Raw genomic sequence first — 24,318 nt, 5'->3', positions numbered from 1 at the left:
CTTTCGCAGCAACCCGCCGCGCTGCACGGACGCGCAGGGCGTCCCCTTGGGTCATGGCAACACCGGACCCCGATCACTTGGATTCCTCCAGCGCCCGCGCCGAGCTGGATGCGCTGCGCGCACGGATGGCGCAATTGGAGGCGCGTACTCCGGCGCGGTCCCGGCCGCGGATCCGTTCGTTCTTCGCCGTGCTGCTGATCCTCGTCGCGGCCGTCCTCACCCCGCTGAGCATCGTCGCCGCCTGGGCCAGGGACGACATCGGTGACACCGACCGTTATGTGGCGATGGTGAAGCCCCTGGCCTCCGATCCCGATGTGCAGGCCGCGGTGTCGAACCGGGTCACCGATGCCGTGATGACGCATCTGGACGTCCACGCCCTCCTCGAACAGGTGGCCCCCGCGGACCGGCCGGTCGTCGACAAGGCGCTGGGGCGGCTGAGCGGCCCGATCACCACCGGGGTCTCGAACTTCGTGCACGGGACGGTGGACAGGTTCGTGACGTCCGACGCCTTCGAGACGGTGTGGGTCGCCCTCAACCGGAACGCCCACGCGGCAGCCGTCAAGGCACTGACCGGCAGCGGCGGCGGGGCCGTGAAGCTCACCAACGACACGGTCGTCATCGATCTCGCCCCGGTGATCGACCGGGTGAAGCAGCTCCTGGTCGACCACGGGCTGACGATCGCCGCGAAGATCCCCGAGATCCACACCGACTTCACCGTGCTGACGTCCGATGCGATCGGCAAGGCCAAGAAGGGGTTCCGGCTGCTGCAGATCGTCGGTTTCTGGCTGCCGGTGCTGACCCTCGTACTCGCCGCCGGCGGGGTACTGCTCGCCGTGCGCCGACGCCGCGCGCTGGTCACTGCGGCCCTCGCGGTCGCGGTGGGCGCCGCGGTCCTCGGCGTGGCGCTCTGGGTGTTCCGCGCGTTCTATCTGGACAGCCTCCCGGCGTCGGTGTCGCAGCCGGCGGCCGGTTCGATTTTCGATGCCCTGGTCGGCTACCTCCGCGCCGGGATCCGGATGGTGATCACCCTGGGCGTGGTGGTGGCTCTCGCCGCCTGGCTCTCCGGCGAGGGTCGCGCCGCCGGCCGGGTCAAGGCCATGTGGCACGGCGGCATCGGCGCCGTACGCGACGCGGCCGGGGTCACCGGCGGTCCGATCGGCGCCTGGGTGCACCGTGCGAAGGACCCGCTGAACTGGACGGTCGTCGTGGTGGCCGCCGTCGTGCTGATCGTGTGGAACCGGCCGACGGCGATGGTCACCGTATGGATCGCCATCGCGGCGCTGTTCGCCCTCGCGGTCGTGGAGTTCCTCGACGACGACAGCACACCCCATCTGCTCCCGGCACCGCACGGGCAGGCGCACGGGTGATGACCGGGTAATGCGGGCTTCACGCCTGCCGCGAGGCGCTCGCCGATGAACTGGTGTGCGCCCTGGCGCGGAGCTGGACGCCATGCACCGTACGGCCCTGGCGGCGCTCGATGCCCTCGGTACCCCGCCGCTCTCCCGGATCCCATCGGAACCCGCGCCGCTGCCACCCGCGATCCGTCGCCCCGAGCGACTCCCGCTGTTCGGCCGCGAACGTCCGCCGGCGCTCCTCGCCCAGCACGAGTCGGGGGCGGATGGGGACACTCCACTCGTCGTGGTGCGCGGTCCCCGGGCCATCCCGGTCGGGTGACCCCGCGCTGACGGCAGGACACAACGGTGCCACCGTTCCCGCGAGGGGGCGGTGGCACCGTCACATCGCGACCCTGTTCAGAGGCGGGTGAGCGCCTCCGCCAACTCCGCCTCGTCCGGCGGCTTGGCGCCCGCCCGTGCGACGGTCACAGCGGCCGAGGCCGCCGCGTGGCGCAGGACATCGGTCACGGTGTCCCGGTCCAGCGAGCGCAGCCGCTCCCGGCCGCCCGCGCCGAGCAATCCCTGCGAGGCGAGCGCGTGCAGCGTGCCCGACATGAAGGCGTCGCCCGCCCCCACCGTGTCGACGACGTCGGTGGGAAGGGCATCGACCGTCACGTGCCCGCCCGGGAGGACGGCCAGCGCGCCGTCGCCCCCTCGGGTGACGAGTACAACGGCCGGGCCGGTGGCGAGCCACCGCTCGGCGACCTGCTCCGGCTCCTGGCCCGGATACAGCCACTTCAGGTCCTCGTCACTGGCCTTGACCACATCGCTGAGCGCGACACAGCGCTCGACCTTCCGCACGGCTGCGTCGTGGTCCCCCATCAACTCCGGCCGCACATTGGGGTCGTAGCTGACCGTCGCGCCCGCCCGCAGTGACTCGACGGCGCCCAGGACGGTCGTGTTGCCGGGTTCCATCACCGCCGCGATGGAACCGGTGTGCACATGGTGCGGCGGCCGGTCCAGGGACACCGGGTCCAGCGTCCAGGTGATCGCGAAGGTGTACGTGGCCCGGCCGGCGCCGTCCAGGGTCACGGCGGCGGACGGGGTGGGCGCCGTAGCCCCGTCCGTGCGGACCTCGACCCCGACGGTGGCCAGATGGTCCCTGATCAGCAGCCCGTTGTCGTCCGGTCCGAGCTGGGTGAGCAGGGTGGCGCTGCGCCCGAGCCGGGCCAGACCGTACGCGACATTGGCCGGGCTGCCGCCCGGGTGGACCTGATCGGCTGCACCCGGCAGCCGGACGATGTCGGCGACGCATTCACCGATGACCAGCAGGTCGAGTCTGTCGAGCATGAAGGTGGGATCTCCTAGAGTGCGCGAACGAAGGTGTCCAGTTGACATCCTCTGCCCCGCAAGCCGGGCAGGATCCCATCCAGCTCGGAGTGCTACCTGGCAGGTGGTCGACGCGTCACAGCCTGCTCATTCGCCAAGGCTCCACGTCCTGACACCTGCAATGCCCTGGGGTGTTCGGCGCACCAGCTCGGCGGCTCGGGAAAGAGGGCTGCTGATCGTCGCCCGGCCGTCGCTGCCGAAGACCTCGCCCCTCGACCGAGGAGGTGTCCATGAACAGCCGTATCCAGGCACCGTTCACCCTCCGCCGTGTCGAGGGAGAGAGGCGTGGACGTCCGTCTCACGAAGTGCTGCGCGAAGTCGCAGACACCTGCAGCGGAACGGTTCACGACGAGCTTCCCGGCGCCGACGTCCTGGCCGACCACCGTTCGCCGGCCTCTCTCCCCCGGTGCAGAGCCGGAAGCCGAGTCCGGTCGCGGCGCCCGTGCCCGACGGGGCGAACTCTGGCTCGATCCCGTACGGACGGCTGCGCACCGCGGCGAGCGGGGTGGCGGCGTCCGGGCATCGGGGGCTCTGGAGCGGTGATGGGTCAGGAGGCGTCCTTGCTCCCCTCCTCCCCGTACCGCCGCTCGTACTTCGCGATCTGCCCCTCGGTGTCGACGACCCGCGCCTTGCCGGTGAAGAAGGGATGACTCTCGGCAGAGATCTCCACATCGATGACGGGGTAGGTGTTGCCGTCGTCCCAGTCGATGGTCTGGTCGCTGGACGCGGTGGACCGGGTGAGGAAGGCATAGCCTGCGGAGCGGTCGCGGAAGACCACGGGACGGTAGGAAGGGTGCTTGTCCTGCTGCATGCCTGCTCCTGGGGACGTACGTACGGACTCGGCTCAGCCCAGCCTCGCGAACGAATCCGGCGGGCGCGATCGCAGACGGTCCGTACGGGGGGCGGTGCCCGTGCCCCGGCTACGAACAGGTGCCGTCACGACTCCGGTCGAGTCACCGACTGCTTCACAAGGGCACGCTCCTGAGGCGCGACTGTGCCCGCCCCAAGGGGGCCGGCATACTGTTCGGTCGCAACAGGTGGGCGGGAAAAACGGGGGCGAACCATGGGTGCGCCGGGCTTCGTCTTCATCTCGTTGCCCGTTCTCGCCATCGTGAGCTTCACCTGCTTCGCCGCATGCCGCGCCCAGCAAGCAAGAGCGTTGAAGATCCTGTCAGTTGCGTTCCTGGCAACGGGGCTCTCTGCCTCCTGACGCCCGTCGGTCTTGTGGGCTTCTTCTGGCTCGCGCTGTAGGGAGCGGACCGGCCCTGTCGCCGGACCGGTCACCGGCATCCCATGTGCTGCTTCAACGCGGGCCACGCCTCCACCCCGTCCGAGGTGCGGACATAGACCCTGGACATGTCGTCCGTCAGCCACAGTTCCCAGTCGTCCAGGTGGTAGCCCGTGGACCGGGCACCGGCGGGCATCGTCACATCCCCGTCGTACGTCGACGTGAGCATGCCCGAGGACAGGACGCCCTCCGGATCACGCGCGTACACCTTCCGGTCGGCCGAGCCCTCCCCTCCCGAACCCGCGCCCCATTCAAGGAAGTCCGCCTTCTGCCAGTCGCAGTGCGCCGAGCCAGCCGAGCTGCTCACCTTGGACACGGGCACCCGGCGGCCGTCCTTGTCGGTCCAGACCCGGTACGGCTGCTTGTCCGTATAGCTCGACGGCAGCTCCGCCGGGTCGCACGTGGCCGTGGTCTCCGGACCCCAGCCCGGGCGTCCCTTGCGGTCCTTGGCGACGATGATGGCGATCTTCGTCCTGCGGTCCACGTCGAACGAGTACAGGACCCGGTCCGCTTCCTTGCGTTCCACGCGGTAGCCGTACCGGGGCAGGTCAGGCTGCTCGATCTCGAAGTGCAGCTTCAGCCCTTCCTCGGGTGTCGCCCCGCCGTCGCCCTTGCTCCAGGGTTCGCTGCCACCGCCGGAGTAGATGTCACCGTCGCACTCCAGAGCGCGGCCGGCGGCCCCCGATTCCGTCTTCCTCGCCTGCGGGGTGTCGCCTTCGGCGTTCGGGTGGGGCAGGTGGAGCGGGCCGCTGTAGGGCGTGGCCGGTCGGTTCCCTTCGGTCACGAGGTCCTCCGGGACACCCCCGCCGCACGCCACCGCCGACAGCGCGGTCACCAGGACCACCGCTACCGTTCCGCCCACCCTGCTTCTGTTCATGCCCCACCCCTGTCCGCACCCGGCCCTCAGCCCTTGCTGATTGCCGGTCGGACGTACCGGGCAGCGCAGCGGTTCCGGCCCGCGCTAACGGCCCTGCGCCGCCTCGACTGCGTCCGCCACGAGCGTCAGGAACCGCGCATGGGCCTGGGGGCTGCAGACCGGTTCCGGATTCCACGGCAGCACTGCGGCCGCCCGCTCCAGCGCCGACCGGTCCGCGTCCGGACGGAGCCGGTCCAGGGGTGTGGCGTTGGACCGGATGTCGGTGAGCAGGATTCCGGGCCGCAGGGCCGTCACCTCCGGCCAGCCGACCGTCGACCAGTTGACACCGGGCCCCGCTGCCGGTTCGAGGACGTCGACGCCCAGCTCCGTCAGTACGCGCAGCTCCGGCCACATACGGGGACGGGCGAGATGCGCCTGGTCCTGTCCGGCCGGTGACAGGGCGAGCACCCGAGGCCGGGACGGACCGGCGGCGAGGGTGCGCAGCCGGTCCCGGGCGGCAGCCAGGTCCTGCGTCGCCGTCGGGGTCTCCTCGGCCCCGAGCGAGCGGGCCAGTTCGGCGAACCGGTTGCCGATGTCGGCGAGGGTGCGCGCCTGGCCCACGTCGACGACAACGACCGGAACGTGTTCCTCCAGGTGTTTGGCGGTCTCGGGGGCGAGCCCGTAGACATGCCCTCCCCCGTAGCTGACGGCCACGACGAGGTCCGGCCCGCCTCGTAACAGAGTGTCCACGTCGAGGTCGCTGCCCGCACCGAGGTACTCGACGTCGGTCAGCGGCAAGGAGCCGGTCTTCGCACGGTCCGGCTCGTCGCCGTCGTGACCCGAGCCGAAGATCCCCCACGGAACTATCCCGTAGTCCCACAGCGTGGCGCCGGCCTGGACGTAGGCGAGTACCTTCGACGGGCGCCGCTCGGCTGTCGACAGCTGCCCACGATCATCGGAGAACTGCCACACGGTCTGCTCCCTCACGCCACACACCCCTCTGTACCGGCTGCCTCGCCCCTGTTCCGGGCTCGTATTCCAGTACCTGCCCAGCTCTTCGGCGCGACACCCCTGCCGGGCGGAGTTCCCGGCCCCTTGTCCGCCTTCGGTGGGACCGGCGGGATCAGCCGGTGTGCACGGGGGGCCTCACAGGTCCGGTGCGGTACTGCGCCCCAGATAGGTGATCGGTCCGGGGTCCGGCACGTCGATCTCCTCGAAGCCCAGGCGGTCGTAGAAGGCCCTGGCCGGAGTGTTCGCCGTGACCATGGAGAGGTGAACGGCTTCCACGCCCTTGGCGTTCAGGGCGGCCAGGAACGTCCGCATCAGCGCCCTGCCGTACCCCTTCCGCTGCCATGCGGGCAGCAGATCGATGTGCAGGTGAGCAGGGTGGGCGGCCACTTCGGGGACGATCATCCGTTCCGGGTTGTGCAGGAGGGCGATCATCTCCTCGCTGGGGGTCTGCGGCGCGCCGTCGAGCTGCGGGAAGCGGTCCTCGACGAGCGGCAGCCACTGCTTCCGGAAAGCGGCGACGAACTGCGGCGTGTCCGCGGTCCCCAGGATGTAGCCGACCGCCCGGCCCGTACCGTCGTCGACCACGAACGTCAGGTCGGGTTCGAGGTACGCATAGGGTGCGGCGAAGATCGAGGGCATCAGGTCGAGGTCCGGATACAGGTGCCGGGAGTCGCCGCCGTTGTCGGCCGTCCGGACACAGATGTCCGCAAGGGCCTCACGGTCGTCGGGGTGGTAGGCCCGTAGGCCGGCAGGCTTGGTCATCGCCCCATCCTGCCGGGACTGGGAGCGCTCCCACAAGACTCCGTGCGGCAGCGTCCTGGGGGTCGCGAGCGTCCCGGGGCGCTCCCCGGAAAACTTTCTCGGAACACGACTGTGTTCCGTGTCGATCCGGGCGGACGCCGTTCGTATAGAGGGTGGGACGTCGGCACGGTGCCGACGTCGTACTCGAGGAGGTACACCATGAAGCACTACCTGCTGAGCGTCGTCACGCCCACCGACGGCGAGCCGCCCGCCCCCGAGGTGCTGGAAGGGATCATGCGGAACGTGGGCATCTTCCACCAGGAGCTCCAGGAGGCCGGGGCCTGGGTGTTCGCGGGCGGACTGCACGCCCCGAGCACCGCCACGATGGTGCGGCCGAAGGACGGGGCCACACTGATCACCGATGGGCCGTACGCCGAGGGGAAGGAGTATCTGGGCGGGCTGTGCATCATCAAGGCGCCCGATCTGGACGCCGCTCTCGACTGGGGCCGCAAGGCCGCGCGGGCGATCACACTGCCCGTCGAGGTCCGGCCGTTCGAGGGTGAAGTGGAGGGCTGATGCCCGACGCACCGGGGCCGCCCGGCGCCGCCGAGGTGCCCCGCGCGCCGGACGACGCATCCGACGACGCACCGGCCGTACCCACCGCGCACATCGAGCGCCTCTTCCGCGAGGAGTACGGCCGCGCGGTCGCCGTGCTCGTCCGCGCCTTCGGCGACATCGACATCGCGGAGGAAGCCGTCCAGGAGGCGTTCGCCACCGCGCTGGAGCGGTGGCCGTCCGCCGGGCTGCCGCCCGCCCCGGCCGGCTGGATCATCACCACCGCACGCAACCGGGCGATCGACCGGCTGCGCCGTGAGGCGTCCCGCGCCGACCGCCAAGCTCGGGCGACGTCGGCGCAGGCCCTGAACGCCCGCGACGAACCGGCCGAGGAGGGGTCCGTGCACGACGACCGACTGCGGCTGATCTTCACCTGCTGCCACCCCGCACTCTCCGTCTCCGCGCAGGTCGCGCTGACCCTGCGGCTGCTGGGCGGGCTGACCACCTCGGAGCTCGCGCACGCGTTTCTGGTCCCGGAGCCGACCATGGCGCAGCGGCTGGTGCGTGCCAAGGGCAAGATCCGTGACGCCCGGATCCCCTACCGGGTCCCGGCCGACGCGGACCTTCCCGACCGGGTAGGGGCGGTGCTCGCCGTGGTGTACCTGATCTTCAACGAGGGGCATACGGCGAGCTCGGGCGAGCGTCTCGCACGCGAGGACCTCTGCACGGAGGCCATCCGTCTCGGCCGGCTGCTGGCCGGTCTGATGCCGGACGAACCCGAGGTGCTGGGCCTGCTCGCCCTCATGCTGCTCACCGAGGCGCGCCGCACCGCCAGGTCGGGCCCGGACGGTGCACCGGTGTCCCTGGCCGACCAGGACCGCAGCCGGTGGGACCGTGCGCTGATCGGCGAGGGGCAGGCGCTCGTACGCCGGTGTCTGCGCCGGAACCGGCCCGGCCCGTACCAGATCCAGGCCGCGATCAACGCGGTGCACGGCGATGCACCGACCGCGGCAGCGACCGACTGGGGGCAGATCCTGCGGCTCTACGACCAGTTGCTGGCGCAGGCGCCGACTCCGGTGGTGGCGCTCAACCGTGCCGTCGCGGTGGCAGAGGTCGACGGACCGGGTGCTGCGCTCGTCCTCGTCGAAGAGCTCGGGCTCGACCGCTACCACGTGTTCCACGCCGTGCGGGCCGACCTGCTGCGACGGCTGGGCCGCTGTGCCGAGGCGGCATCGGCGTACGACGCCGCCATCGCCCGGACCGACAACGCCGCCGAGCAGGAGTTCCTCCGGCGCCGCCGCCGCGCGCTGCCCCCTGTCTGAGGGGACGTCACGGCCGGTCGGCGACGGCCTCCGTATCGATACCGAGCCCGGTCAGGAACGCCGCGGCCGCGGGGGTGGGGCGGAACCGGCTCCAGACCAGGCGTTCCGTCCGGGCCGGGGCATCGAGCACCGGCAGCACGGTGACTCCTGCCAGTTCGGCCGCGAACGCGGCAGGCAGCAGCGCGACGACCAGTCCGCTGCGCACGAGCCGGACGATGAAGTCGGTCCCGCTGACCTCGAAGGCCACCACGCGGGTGAGCCCCGACGCCTCGAACGCCTCCTCCGACTGGGCGCGGGCCGCGGTGCCTGCCGGGTAGTCGACGAACGTCTCCGCCGCCAGCCGTTCCAGACCCACTTCGGCCTCACGCGCCAGCGGGTGGGTGGGAGCGACCACGGCGGCGAGCTCGCCCCGGGCGAGTTCGTGATCGCTCACGCCCTTCGGCCGGTAGCTCGGCAGCACACCGAGGAAGGCGACATCGAGCGTGCCGTCCTGCACTTCCTGGACCAGATCCTTGCTCGGCCCCTCCTTGAGGTCGATACGGACCTTCGGATGGCGGAGGTGGAACTCCCGCAGCGCGGCCGGGATGTCGACCGCGCAGAGCGTCGGGATCGCCCCGATCGCGAGGCGCCCGCTGACCTCCCCCGCCGCTGCCGCCGCCGCGGCGCGGGCCCGTTCCGCCGCATCCAGGGCCTGGCGGGCCGCGGGCAGGAACGCCTCACCTGCTGCGGTGAGCCGGACATGACGGCTGGTGCGGTCGAACAGCCGGGCCCCAAGCTCCTTCTCCAGACGCGCGATCTGATGACTCAGCGCGGACTGGACGACCAGGCATTTCTTCGCGGCGCGGGTGAAGTTCCGCAGGTCCGCCACCGCCACCACGTATCGCATCTGCTGAAGCTCCATCCATCCATCGTGAACCACGATCGATCGAATGAAAAACATGTGTTGGACTCATCAGTGGCTGTACCCCGAGGCTGTGGGACATGGCTCATTCCGCACACGCGTCACACCACGGGACGCGGCACCCCGACGTCCCGACGACCGCCCCGAAACCGCTGCCCGTGCTCGGGCTCGGGCGCGGGCTCGCCGCTCTGATGGCCGTCGCGGCCGGGCTCTCGGCCGCGGGCAACTACTTCGCCCAGCCGCTGCTCGACGTGATCGAGGCAGACCTGCACATCGGTGTCACGGCGGCGGGGCTGATCGTGACCGCCGCCCAGGGCGGGTACGCGCTGGGCCTGATCCTGCTGGTGCCGCTCGGGGATGTCCTGGAGCGCCGCCGGCTCGCCGTGGGCCTCTTCGGTCTCACCGCGCTCTTCCTTCTGCTGACGGCCGCAGCCCCCAGCGGCCCCCTGCTGATTGCGGGGACGGCTCTCACCGCGCTGACGTCCGTCGGCGCCCAGGTCGTGGTGCCGTTCGCGGCGGCCCTCGCGGCTCCGGCCGCACGCGGCAGGATCGTCGGCGTCGTCATGTCCGGTGTCCTGCTCGGCGGACTGGTCGGCCGACTGGCCTCCGGCGCGCTGTCGGAACTCGGCGGCTGGCGCACCGCGTACTGGATGAACGCCCTGCTCATGGCGTCCATGGCCGTGCTTCTGCACCGCAACCTGCCCCGGCTGCCCAGGGCGGGCGCCGCCATCCCGATGCCCTACGGCGGACTGCTGCGCTCCACCCTCTCGCTGCTGCGCGAGGAGCCCCTGCTGCGCATGCGGTCAGCCGTCGCGGCCTTCTCGATGGCCTCGTACAGCGTGCAGCTCACCGCGCTGACCTTTCTGCTGACCCGGCCGCCCTTCGGCTGGAACGCGGCCGCGATCGGGCTCTTCGGTCTGCTGGGCGTCATCGGCGTGGTGGGTATGAACGTCGCGGCCAGGCTCGGCGACCGCGGCCGCGTGCAGCTGGTCTCCGGAGTGTCGGCAGCCCTCCTCACGCTCTCCTGGCCCCTGCTCCTGGCGGGCGAGTCCTCGCCGCTGTGGCTCGCCGTCGGCGTGATCTCCCTGAACGTGGCCCAGCAGGCGGGGCTGAACAGCAGCCAGTACGTGATCTACGCGCTCCGCCCCGAAGCCCGCAACCGGATCAACTCCGGCTTCATGACCCTGTTTTTCCTGGGCGGGGCTGCAGGCGCCGCACTCGCCTCGGTGGTCTGGTCGCGCGCGGGCTGGACCGGCATCTGTGTCCTGGGCGGTTCGCTCGCTGCGGGCAGCCTCGTGCTGTGGGTGTGGGAGCGGGTACGCGTACGGACGCGGTGACGCCGTCACGGACGGTTCCGCGCCGGGCGCACCGTGGTCCTGTCGGCTCCCGCAGCGGTGGCAGAGGTCAGTCGTTGACCGCGGTCAGCAGCACCACCGCGTCCTCCAGCGCCAGCAGCCCGTGCCGTTCGTGCGGGATGGGCTGCAGTCCTCCCGCGGTCAGTTCCACGTCACCGGAGGCCGCGGTGAGGCGGACGGCCCCGCGCAGGACCTGGAGCGAGGCCGCGGGCGGCGCGTTGTGCTCGTCGAGGGCCGAGCCCTCGGTGAGCGCGATGACCGTCTGCCGCAGCGGCTCCTGTCGCAGCAGCAGGTGGGCGCTGCGGCCGTGCGGGGACGTGCGCGCGGCGGCCAGATGCTCGTCGGCGAGGGCGTTGAGATCATCCATGTGCCCACTCTGCCGCAGCCCCGAGCCCGCCGCGATCCGCCCGCGAACCCGCGTGTCGGCCGGTGGGTACGTGCCTGGATCAGCCCCGTAGCCAGGCCGCGGTGTCCTGCGGGAGCCTCCCTCCGTCGGCCGGCGGGCCGCTGATGAGCAGGACCTCGGTGTGGCCGGGCAGTTCGATGGGCTCCTCGGTCAGATTGACGATGCAGATCAGCCGGTCACCGCGGGTGAAGGCAAGCACCCCGGGCTCGGTCGGCAACCACTCCAGCTGCTCCCCCGCTGTCCCCGAGCTGCCGAAGCCGGGCGCGGTGCGGCGCAGCCGGAGGGCCGCGCGGTACAGGCTGAGCATCGAGTCCGGATCGGCGCGCTGCAGATCGGCGGCGTACGTCGCCCAGTCCGCGGGTTGTGGCAGCCAGGGCTCGACGGTGGATCCGAAACCGGCGTACCGCTCCTGTGCCGACCAGGGCAGCGGCACCCGGCATCCGTCGCGTCCCGGGTCGGTCCCGCCGGAGCGGAAGTGCATCGGGTCCTGGATCCGGCCGCGGGGGATGTCCGCTTCCGGAAGGCCCAGCTCCTCGCCCTGGTAGAGGTAGGCCGCGCCCGGCAGGGCCAGCGAGAGCAGCGCCGCGGCACGCGCCCGCCGGGTGCCGAGTCCGAGATCCGTCGGGGTGCCGAAGGTCTTCGCCGCGAAGTCGAAACCGGTGTCCTCACGTCCGTAACGGGTGACGGTCCGGGTCACATCGTGGTTGCACAGGACCCAGGTGGCAGGGGCACCGACCGCGGCGTGCTCGGCGAGCGTGTCGTCGATGGCGGAGCGAAGCCGTCCGGCGTCCCAGGGGCAGGCCAGGAAGTTGAAGTTGAAGGCGGTGTGCAGCTCGTCGGGGCGCAGATAGCGGGCGAACCGCTCGGCGTCCGGGAGCCAGACCTCTCCGACGAAGATGGCTCCGTACTCGTCGGCGATGGCGCGCCAGGAGCGGTAGATGTCGTGCAGTTCGTCCCGGTCGATGTAGGGGTGGGGGTCGCGGCCCTCGACGAAGTCGGGCAGGGCGGGGTCCTTGGCGGGCAGGGCCGCCGAGTCGATCCGTACACCCTCCACACCTCGCTCGAACCAGAAGCGCAGGACGTCCTCGTGTTCCTGACGGACCGCCGGGTGAGCCCAGTTGAGGTCGGGCTGCTGCGTGGCGAACAGGTGCAGGTACCACTCGCCGTCGTCGAGCCGGGTCCAGGGCGTGCCGCCGAATTCCGAGACCCAGTCGTTGGGCGGAATCTCGCCGTCCGCGCCGCGTCCGGGCCGGAAGTGGAAGAGCTCCCGCTCGGGGCTTCCGGGGCCGGCCGCGAGGGCAGCCCGGAACCAGACGTGCTGGTCGGAGACGTGGTTGGGGACAATGTCGATGATCGTACGGATGCCCAGTTCACGGGCCTCCGCGATCAGCTTCTCAGCCTCGGCGAGGGTGCCGAAGGCGGGGTCGATGGTGCGGTAGTCGGCCACGTCGTATCCGCCGTCGGCGAGCGGTGAGAGATACCAGGGGGTGAACCAGAGTGCGTCCACGCCCAGTTCGACGAGGTAGGGCAGCTTGGCCCGTACCCCCGCGAGGTCGCCGGTGCCGTCACCGTCGCCGTCGGCGAAGCTGCGTACATAGATCTGGTAAATAGCGGCGTCGCGCCACCAGTTCACGGTGGGCTGGGACGGACGGTTGGCTGCCACGTGGCGTTCCTTTCGGGCAGGTGGGACTCCGCCGCCGGCCCCGGACAGCGGGGCGCTGGATGGGAGAGCCGACGGCGGAGCGCTGGGAAGGAGAAGGCTGCTGCAGTGGGTGGCTCTAGCCCTTGAGGCCGCCCGCGGTGAGTCCGCTCATGATGTTGCGCTGGAAGAGCAGGAAGATGAGCAGCGTCGGGATGGACGCGATGGTGAGTGCCGCGATGAGGACGTTCTCGGGGACACCGCTGGCCAGCGAGTAGATACCCACGTTGAGGGTCTGCTTGCTGGGGTCGGGCAGGGTGAGCATCGGCCAGAGGAAGTCCTTCCAGACGCCGACGATCGCGAAGATGGAGACGACGCCGAGGATCGGCCGGGAGATCGGCAGCACCACGGAGCGCAGGGTGCGCAGGGGCGAGGCCCCGTCGATCGCGGCTGCGTCGAGGAGTTCGCGCGGGATCGAGTCGAAGAACCGCTTCAGCAGGAAGATGTTGAAGGCGTTGGTGACGGACGGCAGCCAGATCGCCCAGGGCGAGTTGAGCAGATTGCGCTGCACGATCGGCACGTCGAGGACGGTGAGGTACTGGGGTACGACGAGGACCGTGGCCGGGATCATCAGCGTGGCCAGCATCATGCCGAGGATGACCTTGCCGAAGACGGGCCGCAGCTTGGAGAGCGAGTAGGCGGCGGCGACGTCGAAGAGCAGCTGGAAAGCGAGCGCGCCGAACGCGTAGTAGAGGGTGTTGAAAAGGAGCCGGCTCAGGTCCATCACCGTCCACGCCCGGGAATAGTTCTCCGTGTGGACCGATGTGGGGAAGGCGGTCGGCGGGCTCTGCACGACTTCCTGGGTGGTCTTGAGTCCGCCGGTGACCATCCAGTAGAGCGGCCCGAGGAAGGCCACGGTGAACAGGGCGATCACCACGCCGAACACGATCCAGTAGACGGTCCTGCCGCGGGGCCGGGCGAGCTGGGCCGGTGAGATCAGGGTGCGCTGGCGTCCCAGGTCGGCGGCGCGCCGTTCGGCCCTGCGCTGTCCGGGGACGCGCCGTCGGGAGACGAAGGCGTTCGATGCCATGGTCGGGCCCCTCCTAATCTTCGCTGCTGCGGCTGAGTCGTACGTACACCGCGGAGAAGCCCGCGAGGACGACGAGCAGGACGAGTCCGAGGGCCGCCGCACTGCCGTAGTTGTTGAAGTTGAAGGCGTACTGGTAGATGAGGTAGACGACGGTCGTGGTGGAACCTTCGGGGCCCGCACCGTTGGTGAGGAGGAACGGCTCGGTGAAGACCTGCATCGTCGCGATGATCTGCATCAGCAGGAGCAGCGAGAGGATGAGCCGGGTCTGCGGGATGGTGACGTGCCAGACCCTGCGCAGCAGTCCCGCGCCGTCCAGTTCGGCGGCTTCGTACAGTTCGCCGGGGATCGACTGGAGTGCGGCGAGGTAGATCAGGGTGGCGCCGCCCATGTTCATCCAGGTGGCCGCGATGACGACGGAGAGCATCGCGGTGTCCGTGGACTGCAGCCACTGCTGGGCGGGGAGGTGGAAGACCTCCAGGATGCGGTTGAAGAGTCCGTAGCCGGGGTCGTAGAAGTACTTGAAGAGCAGGACCGAGGCAACGGGTGGCAGCATCACCGGCAGATAGACCAGTAGCCGCAGGTAGCCCTGACCGTGCCGGAATTCGTTGAGTACGACGGCGACGACGAACGGGACCAGGAAGCCCAGCAGCAGGGCCAGGCCGGTGAAGAGCAGAGTGTTGCGCCAGGCCTGCCAGAAGGCCGGGTCGTTGACGACGTAACTGAGATTGGACCAGCCGGCCCAGGTGGTCTTTCCGTTCTCGTTCTTCTGAAAGGCCAGGATGAATTCCCGGACCATCGGATACCAGGAGAAGAACGAGAAGCAGAGCACCGCCCCGATCAGGAAGCCGTGCGCCGAGATGTTGCGGCGCACGGCTCGTACGAACTCCTCGCGGGCGGAGTTCGGGCGGGCGGGGCCCGGGTGTCCGTGGCGTGGCCTGGTCGCCTTGCTGGTGGACAGGGTGGGGGCCGACATGGTGTCTCCTCGGTGCCGGTGTACTTCAGACGCGGATGGACGGGCGGGGGCGGGGCCGGGTTCGCGTGACCCGGCCCCGCGCGTCCGTCACTGGTTCGCCAGCACCTGGTTGACCTGCTTCTCGGCGTCGGAGAGCAGCTTGTCGATGTTTGCGTTCTTGTTGGTCAGGACGCCGGACATGGCGTTGTCGAGGATCTTGTAGATCTCCTGGGCCTTCGGCGGCTCGGCCTTGCCGGTGACCGGGTTGTCCATGAAGGCCTTGAAGTTCTCGACCGGCATCGTGGCGTTGGCGACCCGTTGTGCGTCGTCCTTCGTCTTGGTGTCGCCCAGGAAGAAGTTCGGCTGCGGCAGTCCGACGGGCAGCTGGTCGGCCTTGGTGCGTGCCCAGTCGAACTGGCCCTTGCCCTGGGTGAGGTTCTTGAAGTTGAGCCAGGCGACGGCGGCCTTGATCTGGTCGGGCGAACTGCCCTTCTTGATCATGTAGTTGTTGCCGCCGAAGAGCGTTCCCTTGGCGCCGGGGATCGGTCCCATGCCGAAGTTCTCGTACTTGGCGCCGAGCTGCTGGACCATGTACGTGATGTCGTCGGGCGCGGCAAGGAACATGCCGAGCTTGTCGCTGGCTATCTGCTTCTGCAGATCGCCCCACTTCAGCAGCTGGGTCTGGCCCATGCTGTTGTCCTCCCACCGCATGTCGTGCAGCTGCTGGAGAACCTGCTTGCCCGTGTCGTCGTTGAAGGCGGCCTTCTTGCCGGTGGAGTCGACCACGTCCCCGCCGAGGGAGTACTGGGTGGCGGTGAAGTGCCAGCCGCCTGTGTTGGCCGCGCTGTACTCGCCGTAGCCCGCGATGCCCTTGCCGAGTGCCGCGATCTTCTTGGCGGCGGCCCGGACCTCTTCCCAGGTGGCCGGTGGTGTGTCCGGGTCGAGACCGGCCTGGGTGAAGAGTTTCCGGTTGATCATCAGGCCCATGGTGTAGTTGCTGGTCGGCAAGGCGTAGAGCTTGCCGTCCTTGCGGGCCACGTCGAGGACTTGCGGCTGGATGTCCTTGAGAGCCGGGACCGACTTGTCCGTGACGTAGGCGGAGATGTCGGTCGCCCCGTCGTTGTCCAGTACCTGTTCGAGGTCGGTGAAGTACGCGTAGAAGACGTCGGGCTGCGACTTCGCCTTGAGCATGGCGGTGAAGCGCGGCGGCTCCAGGCACTGACCCGGGGTGGACTTTCCGTTGATCTTGACGTTCGGGTACTTCTTGTTGAACGTCTTGATGTCCTCGTTCCACTCGCGCAGTTCCGCGGCCTTCGCGGCCGGCGGCATGCAGTCGATCGAGAGGGTCACCTTCGCCTTCGGGTCCAGCGGAGCTGACGGGTCGGACGAGCCGCCGGAGCCGCCGCCGTTGTTGTTGTCGCTGCTGCTGCTCGTACCGCATGAGGCGAGAGCGGTCAGGGCGAGTGCGGTGACGAGGGCGGCCGCGGAGGTGCGGCGTGTACGGCGATGACTGCGGAACCCAGCACTTCTCATCGATGGTCCCTTCGGGCATGGGCGTGGAAGTCCCTCGGCCGGCTCTCTGCCGGGGCGCGGCACACTCAACCACCGCTGACATCCCTGCGCAATATCTCGCGCAGTTTTCGTAAAAGTTTGACAGTGCTACGCATGTGACGTGCGTGGCGGAGCTTCCGTGCGGCCCGGAACGCCGCCCGCCCAGCCTCCCGGGCGGCGTCCCTGACCTGCGGTTCCGTGTTACGGGTTGATGTTGATCCGGAAGGTGGAGGTCGTGTTCTTCACGTCCTGCGCGTTGTTGCTCAGCTTCAGGCCGTTGAAGGTGACCTCACCGACCGCGGGCCCCTGGCCGGCCTCCGGCATCTCGTTGGCCCACAGCCCGAAGCCGGACTTGGCGTCGTACACGTCGCCGCTCTTGCGGGCACCGGAGATCGAGATGTCGCTGAGGACGGTGTCCTTGATCGGGAACTGGGGCTGTCCTCCTACATAGTTGGTCTGGAACATGATGCCGCTGTACGTCGGATCGACGATGTCCACGTTGTTGATGCGAATGCCCTGGAACACCTTGGACGCCGAGAACAGCCAGATCCCGGGGAAGGTCTGCGATCCCCAGAAATGGCCGCCGGAACGGACGACTGACACATTCTCGATCGTGGTCGGTCCGGTCCCGAATCCATTCATCGGATATCCGAAGTCCAGCGAGCTGACCGTGATCCCCGAGTAGACCAGGGTGTCCGCGATGCGGATATTGCGGAAGGTGTTGTCGTAGCCGCCGTAGACGGCGACTCCCGCGGCACGCCAGGTGAGGATCGAGGTCAGATTCTCGTAGACGTTGTTCTTCATGTCCGAGCCCCCGGCGTCGATCGCCGAGAACAGTGCGAAGCTGTCGTCGCCCGTGGCCCGGGCCTCGTTGTTGGTCACGAGGTTGTCGGTCGAACCGTTGGTCATGTTGATGCCGTCGGCGAACAGATTGCGGATGCGGGAGTTCTTGATGGTGATGGAGTCGGTGTTCGCGCCCCAGTAGAGGCACACCATGTGTTCGTTCCAGATGTTGTCGATCACGATGTCGGAGACATTCGAGAAGTCGAACACCTTGCCCGGTCCGTCGATGCGCGAGGTGTAATTGCCGAAGTACGCGAAGTTCGCGAACGACGAACCCTTCGCACTGGCCTCCGCACGGAATCCGACATCGGTGTTCTCCTGCCCGGACGGGGCATGGAACCTGGTGTACCAGGGCCCCGCTCCGACGACCTTCACTGCCTTTCCGTAGATCTGGAATTTGCTGGACGTCTCGTACTCACCGGCCGGCAGATAGACGCCGACGAGCTGTCCGGTGGTGTCAATCCGGACCTTGTCCAGGGCGTTCTGGACGTCCTGGTGGGTGAATCCGGTGGGGACGGTGTATGTGGCGGGGTCCGGGTTGGCGACCGGTGCGACCTGCTCCAGGCTGACGAAGTCGATCGCATAGGTGCTGGTGTTGGCCGCGTCCTTCTGCAGCCGGATCCTGCTCCCGGCCGGAACGGTCTTTCCCAGCATCATGTTCGCCTCGTCGTAGATGTGCCGGGGCGCCCCGGATCCCGGCGCGTTGCCGGGGCCCGTCTCGGCGCCGTACAGCCACGCGTACTTCGAGGTGAGGTCGATCGCCTTCAGGAAGGTGCCGTCTACATACACATTGAGTTCGGTGTCGATGCCGCCGCCGCCCGCGGAGTCCGGGACGGAGAACCGCGTCACCAGGGTGTTGGTACTCGCTCTGGTGGTGAACTCGACATAGTTGCCCGTGTTGTTGAGGGTGACGGCCTTGCGGCCCGACGCCTCGCCCGCGATGTCACCGACGGTCCTGTTCGGGCCGACGACCTGGGCGCCGCCGCCCGTGATGCCGTCCTCCGCCTCGTACGTGTCGTACGGCATGTTGGCCCCGCGGCCGACAAAGAGGGACTCGGTGCTGGTGTTGTTCTCCCTCTTCACCGGGAGCTCATTGGCGTCGTCGGCGAGGACGACCTTCACGGTGTACGAGCCGTTGGCGGCCGTCCAACTGCCCAGGTTCACCGGCGCGGTTGTCGCACCGGCGGCAATGGCTCCGCTGTGTGTACCGGTGAGGGTTTTCACCGTGGCGCCCTTGGAGTCGATCAGGCTCAGCGTGATGGCGTGGCTGCCACTCGTGGATGCCACGGTGCCCTGGTTCTTCACCGCGACGGAGAACATGACATTGTCGCCGTCGGCCGGGGCCGACGGCGAGGTGGTGACCGCGGTGGCCAACAGGTCCGAGCTGGACACCGGCTTCACCACCAGCGCGTCCGCACGCGTAAAGGTGTTGTCGGTCTCGTTCTGCTCGATGACCTCGCCCGCCGCGTCCGCGACGGCGCTCAGTTCGTACGAGCCCGCGTCGCGCGGCCCGATGTCCGCACTGACCTGGGTGGACGATCCGGCAGCGAGTGCGCCCACCGGCACGGTGGCCACCTTGGAGCCGCCCAGCCGGAATTCGAGCCTGCTCGCGGGCGCGGCGACCGCTCCGCCGTTGCGCACGGTCGCGGCCAGAGTGATCGCGTCCGACTCGACCGGTGCGGCAGGAGCGGCGCCGACCGCGGTGACCTGCAGGTCCGGGTTGGGAGCCGGGGCGCCCAGGACCTGGAACTCCGCGACCTGGCCGGCACCGGATCCGGTGTTCGAGGTGAACCTCAGCTGGACGTCGGCGACCCGGGCATCGACCGGGATGGTCACCGTGTTGCCGGTCGCGGGGCTGAACGCGTAGTCCTTCGCCCCGACCAGACTCGTGAAGGACGTGGCGCTCTGCTCACGTCCGAGGACCTGGATGTTCTGGGTCCGGGCGCCCCAGCTGCTGTCCGGGTTGAGCTTGACCACGACACTGTCGGTGTCGGCGTTGGCTCCCAGCTTCACGGTGAGGGTGTTCGGGTAACTGCCGCCCGCGCCCTCCCAGTAGGTCGTCAGCTGGTTGTCGTTGGCGTTCTCGGCGACGAACGTGTGGACCACGGACGAGGCCGTGATCGGCTTGCCGACGGCAAGGTTGGAAGCCGATCCGCTACTGCCGTTGCGGGTGACGGTGTTGCTGTCGCCGGACATGTTGCCGGCCGCGTCCTTGGCCCGTACGACGTAGGAGACGGTGGTGCCCGCGGACTGGGTGTCCGTGTACGTGGTGACGTCGCCGGCCACGCTCCTGCGGAGGACGTTGTTGGCGTAGATGTCGTAGCCGGTGACGCCCTTGTTGTCCGTCGACGCCTGCCAGGTCAGCTTGATCTGACCGGAGGCCGGCTCGGTGAAGGCGAGGCCCGCGGGTGCGGTGGGCGCCTGCGTGTCCCCCGTGTCCGCCCTGCGGGTCACGGTGTTGCTGTTGGCCGACTCGTTGCCCGCCGCGTCCTTGGCCCGTACGAAGTAGGCAACGGTGGCATCGGCGGGACGGGTGTCGGTATACGTGGTGACGTCCCCGGCCACGCTGGTCAGAAGTGTGTTGTCGGCGTAGATGTCGTAGCCGGTGACGCCCTTGTTGTCCGTCGACGCCTGCCAGGTCAGCTTGATCTGACCGGAGGCCGGCTCGGTGTACGCCAGCCCCCCGGGCGCGGTCGGCGGATCGCTGTCGCCGGTCCCGGGGCCGTAGATCTCCAGTTCGGAGAGCTGGGCAGCCGCGCGGCCGGTGTTGGCGCTGACCAGCACCCGTACGTGGCGCGTGGTCGTGGCGTCGAAGGAGACCGTCGCCGTCTCACAGCCGGTGGGACCGAACGCGTAGTCCCTGGACGGGGTGAGATCGGTGAAGTCCGAGCCGTTGGTACTTCCCTGGATCTTCAGTGTCTGGGTCCTGGGCTCCCAGCCGTCCGGCAGCCGTAGCACCACCCGGTCCACACGCACCGAGGCTCCCAGGTCGGCCTGTATCCACTGCGGCAGATCGCCGTTGCGCGATTCCCAGTAGGTGGCCGGGTTGCCGTCGTTGGCGTTGGCGGCCACATATGTCTCGGTGTAGCTGCTCGCCGTCAGCGTGCGGCCCGCGGCGAGGTCGACCGACGACTCCCCCGCCGCACGGACCTCCAGCTCGGAGAGCTGCGCGGTCCGCCAGCCCGTGTTCGCCGTGATGTCCACACGGACGAAGCGGGTCCGGGTGGCCGGGAAGGCGATGGTCACCTGGTTGGAGCTGCCTGGAGCGAAGGTGTATGCGGCGGAGGTCTTCAGCGTCGAGAAGCTGGCGCCGTCGGCGCTTCCCTGGAGCGAGAGTGTCTGCTGCCGGCTCTCCCAGCCCGCGGGCAGTTTCAGCGTGACCTCGTCGATACGGGTGGAGGTTCCGAGGTCGGTCTGCACCCACTGGGGCAGGGTGCTGCCGGCCCCTTCCCAGTAGGTCGACCGGTCTCCGTCCGTGATGTTCCGGGCGGTGTACTCACTGTTGGCGCTGCTCGCGGCGGCGGGTCGGCCGACGGCGATGTTCGGGCCGCCGGCCGCCGACGCGGTGAGCGCCGGCCAGCCGATCATCAGAAGACTGGTGGTGACCACGGCGGCAAGGACCCGCCATCTCCAGCACTGGGTTCTCATATGTCCCCGATCTTCGGCCTCGGCGCAGGGCGCGTCGAGGGCGCGGCTCTGTCTGCGAACGTGCGTGACATGCATTTCTGCACTGCCTGACGGGACTTTTGCATTTTGCGGTCAGAGAGTTGCAGAGGAATGAGAGCCAGTCCACACTTCTCACAGAACGAACCACCGAAAGATGCGTACGTGATGGCAGCGATTCTCAGCCAACTGAACCTGGAGATAGGCCTTTGCTGGTACACCGGCCGCTCTGTAAGTGATCTGTATATTACGCAATCAATTTGCGTGAGTGTGAAAGGTTGCGCAAGGTACCTGCTCACGGGTGGGCGGGACGATTGCACGCGACGCAGCACGAAGCGGGGCCCGCAGATGCGGACCCCGCGCTCGTTGTGCTGATTCAGCCGGTCGGCATCAGAGACCAACGGTGCAGAGGAGGCGGCTGGGCGAACCCGCGCCCCGGGGCGTACATCCACACGCACGAGCTGTAGTTGCTGAAGCTCGTTTCCCGGTCCTGGCTGTCGCCGGCGCCGCGCGACGCGCCCACACCGTCCTTCGTCCGGGATCCTCTTCCACCTTGGGCGTGATCAGCCGGACAACTCAACTCGTCGGCACGCGGATGCAGTCAGCCCCGCGCCGTCCACCGGTACAGGACGTCCGGTTCCTTCTCCTCGTTGCGGCTGCCGTCGTTGAAGTCGACGGCGGTGAATCCGTGCCGCTCGTAGAACGCCCGGGCATCGGTGTTGCGCTGGAAGACATGCAGGGTGAGCTCTTCGGGAGAGATCTCGCGGGCCTTCGCCAGAAGCAGCGAGCCGATGCCCCGGCGTCGCACATCGGGGCGCAGATAGAGGTGCTCGAGCTCGGTTCCGTCGACGGAAGCGAACCCGAACACTTCGCCCGTCCCGGTCTCGGCCACCCACACCGTGGTCCCGGGCAGGACGACGTGGGTCATCCAGGCGAGGGTGTCCGCGTCGCTGTGCACCTTCGGGAGGTACGGCATGGTCCGGGCGCGGGAGGCGAGAAAGACCCGGGTGAGGGGCTCTGCGTCCTTGGCGGCGGCCTTCCGCAGCAGTGTGCGGCCGGCCGGTGCGGGCTCGTTCGGTGCCATGTCGTCTCTCCGTGTTCAGGCGGAGCCCGTCGCGCCTCCCCGTGCGCGGTGAGCTGCTCACATCGCGGACGAACCTATGCCGGAGTACGTGCGGATCTCCACCCAATAGAATCGGTGCTGTTCTTCACGCCGCTGATGCTTCCTCACCTCGCCAGAGCGCGCCCCTGTCCTTCCTTGACCGTCCCCGAATTCGTCGTTTCAGCAGGTCAGCACACATGGACGTACTCAGGGCACGATGATCGTTCACGGGGTTTCCCCGTCCCTCCGGCCCCCATCCGACCCCCATGGGGCCCCGCCGACGGGCATCTGTGCCGCCGGCGGACGGGCTGCGAGGTCAGCGGCAGGCGGAAAAGGGGTCTCCGGCGCATCGCCCCTTGCGCGGCAAAGAGGCCCGACCCCGCCTGGGGTAGGACCTCTTTGGCCGTCTGTGCGGGCCGTTCGTGGCCGCTGATCACAGGCTACTGGTCCGGCCTGAGCTGCGGGGCCAGTCCGTACGAATGAGGTCAGCGGCCTCTGCCGGCCAGTCGTCCGCGGCGGCCGATTCCTGGATCGCGCACGGGCAGTCCATACGGATCATGCTCGCGGCCTCGGCGGCGCCGGGGTGTTGCACCGTCCCCGCCCGCAGGGCGGCCACCCCCGCACCCGGCCGGACCACTTGGGCGGCGACAAGGCTACAGCTCACGCCGCAACCGCAGCTACCTGCGAAGGCGTCAGATCAAGCACACGATCCCCGAGCCGAAGGACCAGCGGGCCAACCGCAAGCGCCGTGGCAGCAAGGGCGGCCGATCCACCGGCTTCGACAGCGTGATCTACAAACGCCGCAACGAGGTCGACCGGACGATCAACCGGCTCAAGAACTCCCGGGCCGTCGCCACCCGCTACGACAAGAGGGCTTATGTCTTCCACGGCACCGTCACCACCGCCGCGATCCGCTTATGGCTTCGCCCATGACTTGCTGGGCAGAAGCTAGGCGGCCTTGGTGGCGTTACCGAGGATCTTGGTCGGGGTGATGCGGACGACCACTCGGACGTCTTCCGGCGGGGCCTCCAGGTACTCCTTGCCGCCCCCCGGGCTGAGGTATTCCTCGGTGATGTGGACGGCCACCGCGCGGTCGACGTCCTCAGTAACGGTGGCCGTGCCGCGGATCTCGACGTACAGGTGCGGGTCGGCGAGGTCGAAGACGGTCAGGCCAACGCGGGGGTCGCGGAGTATGTTCCGTTCCTTGCGCCGTCCCTGTTCGGTGGAGATCAGCAGCTCTCCGCCGTCACGGCTCACCCAGATCACCGAACTCTGCGGGCTGCCGTCGGGGTTGAGGGTGGACAATACGGCCGGGTTCGGGGCGTCAAGCAGGCTGCGCACGGTGTCATTCATCTCAATGAGCATGACAGGGAGGCTAATCGGGCGCTCTGGTGCGGCGCACCAGAATGCAATTGCCCGCGGGCGAACGTCCGAGTCGGGTCGCAAGGCAGTCACATGATCCGAGGGTCATGGCGTCACCGTGGGAGGCGCCCCTGAACTCGGAAGTCCGTGATCCCGGCCGCCTGCCTACTGGTTCGGGCTGAGCTGCGGGATCAGTCCGTACAGGACGTCGGGGCGGACTTCCGGCTGGCCGACGTATCCGCAGGCGTGCGGGCAGGGCACCCACTTCCAGGGCTGGGCGTGCGGCGCGCGGACCGACTCACGGGAGCGGGCGGGGTCGTCGCCGGCGCAGCGGCGTTGGACGCGGCCTCGGAGTCCGCAGTTGGTGCACAGGCCGAAGGCGTCGCGGTACGGGCCGCATCGTTCGGCCTCGATGGCAGTGATCTCCCGCGGGAGGACGCGGTGCGGGGAGGGGCGTCCACTGCTGGCCGGGGGTGCTGGTGAAAACGTGCCGGCCGTCGTCGACAAGGTCTCACTGATCGGTTCATCGAACAGTCGGCGGGCGCCCGCGGTCACGCGGCCCTTTCATGTGCTCGTTACGGGCCATCCCCCTTGGGCCGAACCGAGCACTCCGCGCACCTGTACAGAGTGGTGTCATGCCATGCAGACCACCGACGACCCCGAAGGCACGGAGCTGAATTCTCCTCCCCACCATCCCCGCAGACCGTTCGCACCTCGGGGATGGCAGGGACGGCGACCGAGGTGCAGCAATTCACCGATGCAGAGCGCCCCGCGATGGGGCACAGTGGAACGGAGGGCCGAATGACCGGGACCGCGCCTCCTCAGGGCACACACCCCGTAGGTGAGCACGGCACTCGCGAGTGGTGTCGCTTGGTGTCGGAACAATCCATACCGGCTCAGGAAGAGACCTCACGTCACCGGACCGGAATGTGCTTCGGAAGGACATCCGCTGTACCGA

Annotated in this window: 20 protein-coding genes and 1 pseudogene; 6 read left to right on the top strand and 15 right to left on the bottom strand. The window is 69.0% G+C overall.

The genetic code is table 11. The annotated features are described in order from the left end of the window. Positions 1–53 precede the first annotated feature (53 nt). Positions 54–1,367, top strand: a complete 1,314-nt coding sequence (locus OHA03_RS30235; protein WP_267006894.1) for a hypothetical protein — start codon at positions 54–56, stop codon at positions 1,365–1,367. An 82-nt stretch (positions 1,368–1,449) separates the two neighbouring features. Further along, positions 1,450–1,674, top strand: a complete 225-nt coding sequence (locus tag OHA03_RS30230) for a hypothetical protein (RefSeq protein WP_267006893.1) — start codon at positions 1,450–1,452, stop codon at positions 1,672–1,674. 77 nt (positions 1,675–1,751) lie between these two features. Here the strand turns inward: OHA03_RS30230 and OHA03_RS30225 are convergent, their stop codons facing one another. The 5 genes from OHA03_RS30225 to OHA03_RS30205 all read right to left on the bottom strand — a co-directional run bounded on the left by OHA03_RS30225 (position 1,752) and on the right by OHA03_RS30205 (position 6,640). Then, positions 1,752–2,684, bottom strand: a complete 933-nt coding sequence (locus tag OHA03_RS30225) for a carbohydrate kinase (protein WP_267006892.1) — start codon at positions 2,682–2,684, stop codon at positions 1,752–1,754. Between the two features lie 586 nt (positions 2,685–3,270). Further along, a complete protein-coding gene (locus OHA03_RS30220; RefSeq protein WP_267006891.1) occupies positions 3,271–3,534 on the bottom strand; it encodes a type B 50S ribosomal protein L31 in 264 nt (87 codons plus the stop codon). Positions 3,535–4,003: 469 nt separating this feature from the next. Beyond that, a complete protein-coding gene (locus OHA03_RS30215; RefSeq protein ID WP_267006890.1) occupies positions 4,004–4,888 on the bottom strand; it encodes a hypothetical protein in 885 nt (294 codons plus the stop codon). A gap of 84 nt (positions 4,889–4,972) precedes the next feature. After that, positions 4,973–5,854, bottom strand: a complete 882-nt coding sequence (locus OHA03_RS30210) for an ABC transporter substrate-binding protein (RefSeq protein ID WP_267006889.1) — start codon at positions 5,852–5,854, stop codon at positions 4,973–4,975. 159 nt (positions 5,855–6,013) lie between these two features. Then, positions 6,014–6,640 (bottom strand): GNAT family N-acetyltransferase, encoded by a 627-nt coding sequence (locus tag OHA03_RS30205; RefSeq protein WP_267006888.1) that lies wholly within the window; start codon positions 6,638–6,640, stop codon positions 6,014–6,016. Positions 6,641–6,838: 198 nt separating this feature from the next. Between OHA03_RS30205 and OHA03_RS30200 the strand changes: the two genes are divergently transcribed. Both OHA03_RS30200 and OHA03_RS30195 read left to right on the top strand, forming a co-directional pair. Continuing rightward, the gene (locus tag OHA03_RS30200; protein ID WP_267006887.1) at positions 6,839–7,195 is read left to right on the top strand and encodes a YciI family protein; all 357 of its coding nucleotides are present in this window, start codon (positions 6,839–6,841) and stop codon (positions 7,193–7,195) included. After that, a complete protein-coding gene (locus tag OHA03_RS30195) occupies positions 7,195–8,496 on the top strand; it encodes an RNA polymerase sigma factor (protein WP_267006886.1) in 1,302 nt (433 codons plus the stop codon). The genes OHA03_RS30200 and OHA03_RS30195 overlap by 1 nt, the downstream gene beginning before the upstream one ends. A 7-nt stretch (positions 8,497–8,503) precedes the next feature. Here OHA03_RS30195 and OHA03_RS30190 read toward each other — a convergent pair whose 3' ends face one another. Further along, positions 8,504–9,397, bottom strand: coding sequence for a LysR family transcriptional regulator (locus tag OHA03_RS30190; protein WP_267006885.1), 894 nt, complete (start codon positions 9,395–9,397; stop codon positions 8,504–8,506). A gap of 80 nt (positions 9,398–9,477) precedes the next feature. Between OHA03_RS30190 and OHA03_RS30185 the strand changes: the two genes are divergently transcribed. Then, positions 9,478–10,734 carry an MFS transporter gene (locus OHA03_RS30185; protein ID WP_267006884.1) on the top strand — a complete coding sequence of 419 codons (1,257 nt, stop codon included), beginning with the start codon at positions 9,478–9,480 and terminating at the stop codon, positions 10,732–10,734. Between the two features lie 67 nt (positions 10,735–10,801). Here the strand turns inward: OHA03_RS30185 and OHA03_RS30180 are convergent, their stop codons facing one another. The 7 genes from OHA03_RS30180 to OHA03_RS30150 form a co-directional block, all read right to left on the bottom strand. Further along, a complete protein-coding gene (locus OHA03_RS30180) occupies positions 10,802–11,119 on the bottom strand; it encodes a cupin (RefSeq protein ID WP_267006883.1) in 318 nt (105 codons plus the stop codon). A 79-nt stretch (positions 11,120–11,198) separates the two neighbouring features. Continuing rightward, the gene (locus OHA03_RS30175; protein WP_267006882.1) at positions 11,199–12,821 is read right to left on the bottom strand and encodes a glycoside hydrolase family 13 protein; all 1,623 of its coding nucleotides are present in this window, start codon (positions 12,819–12,821) and stop codon (positions 11,199–11,201) included. Positions 12,822–12,936: 115 nt separating this feature from the next. Next, positions 12,937–13,887 carry a carbohydrate ABC transporter permease gene (locus OHA03_RS30170; RefSeq protein ID WP_267006881.1) on the bottom strand — a complete coding sequence of 317 codons (951 nt, stop codon included), beginning with the start codon at positions 13,885–13,887 and terminating at the stop codon, positions 12,937–12,939. A gap of 13 nt (positions 13,888–13,900) precedes the next feature. Further along, positions 13,901–14,860 carry a carbohydrate ABC transporter permease gene (locus OHA03_RS30165; RefSeq protein WP_030920536.1) on the bottom strand — a complete coding sequence of 320 codons (960 nt, stop codon included), beginning with the start codon at positions 14,858–14,860 and terminating at the stop codon, positions 13,901–13,903. Between the two features lie 87 nt (positions 14,861–14,947). After that, complete coding sequence (locus OHA03_RS30160; protein ID WP_267006880.1) at positions 14,948–16,372, bottom strand: extracellular solute-binding protein; 1,425 nt, start codon at positions 16,370–16,372, stop codon at positions 14,948–14,950. Positions 16,373–16,591: 219 nt separating this feature from the next. Continuing rightward, positions 16,592–20,881 carry a discoidin domain-containing protein gene (locus OHA03_RS30155; RefSeq protein ID WP_267006879.1) on the bottom strand — a complete coding sequence of 1,430 codons (4,290 nt, stop codon included), beginning with the start codon at positions 20,879–20,881 and terminating at the stop codon, positions 16,592–16,594. Between the two features lie 616 nt (positions 20,882–21,497). Continuing rightward, positions 21,498–21,980 carry a GNAT family N-acetyltransferase gene (locus OHA03_RS30150; protein WP_267006878.1) on the bottom strand — a complete coding sequence of 161 codons (483 nt, stop codon included), beginning with the start codon at positions 21,978–21,980 and terminating at the stop codon, positions 21,498–21,500. 628 nt (positions 21,981–22,608) lie between these two features. On the opposite strand from OHA03_RS30150, the pseudogene OHA03_RS30145 reads away from it, so the two are divergent. Further along, positions 22,609–22,931: pseudogene (locus tag OHA03_RS30145) on the top strand (transposase); the annotation flags it as partial. 15 nt (positions 22,932–22,946) lie between these two features. Here OHA03_RS30145 and OHA03_RS30140 read toward each other — a convergent pair. Continuing rightward, complete coding sequence (locus OHA03_RS30140) at positions 22,947–23,363, bottom strand: PPOX class F420-dependent oxidoreductase (protein WP_267006877.1); 417 nt, start codon at positions 23,361–23,363, stop codon at positions 22,947–22,949. A 162-nt stretch (positions 23,364–23,525) separates the two neighbouring features. Then, on the bottom strand, positions 23,526–23,867 hold the full coding sequence (locus tag OHA03_RS30135) for a hypothetical protein (RefSeq protein ID WP_267006876.1): 342 nt from the start codon (positions 23,865–23,867) through the stop codon (positions 23,526–23,528). Positions 23,868–24,318 lie beyond the last annotated feature (451 nt).

The sequence above is a fragment of the Streptomyces sp. NBC_00154 genome, from assembly GCF_026342835.1.
In the GTDB taxonomy this organism is placed as follows: Bacteria; Actinomycetota; Actinomycetes; order Streptomycetales; family Streptomycetaceae; genus Streptomyces.
The sequence above is the reverse complement of the archived record's forward strand: the minus strand, read 5'-3'. Positions and strand labels throughout refer to the sequence as shown.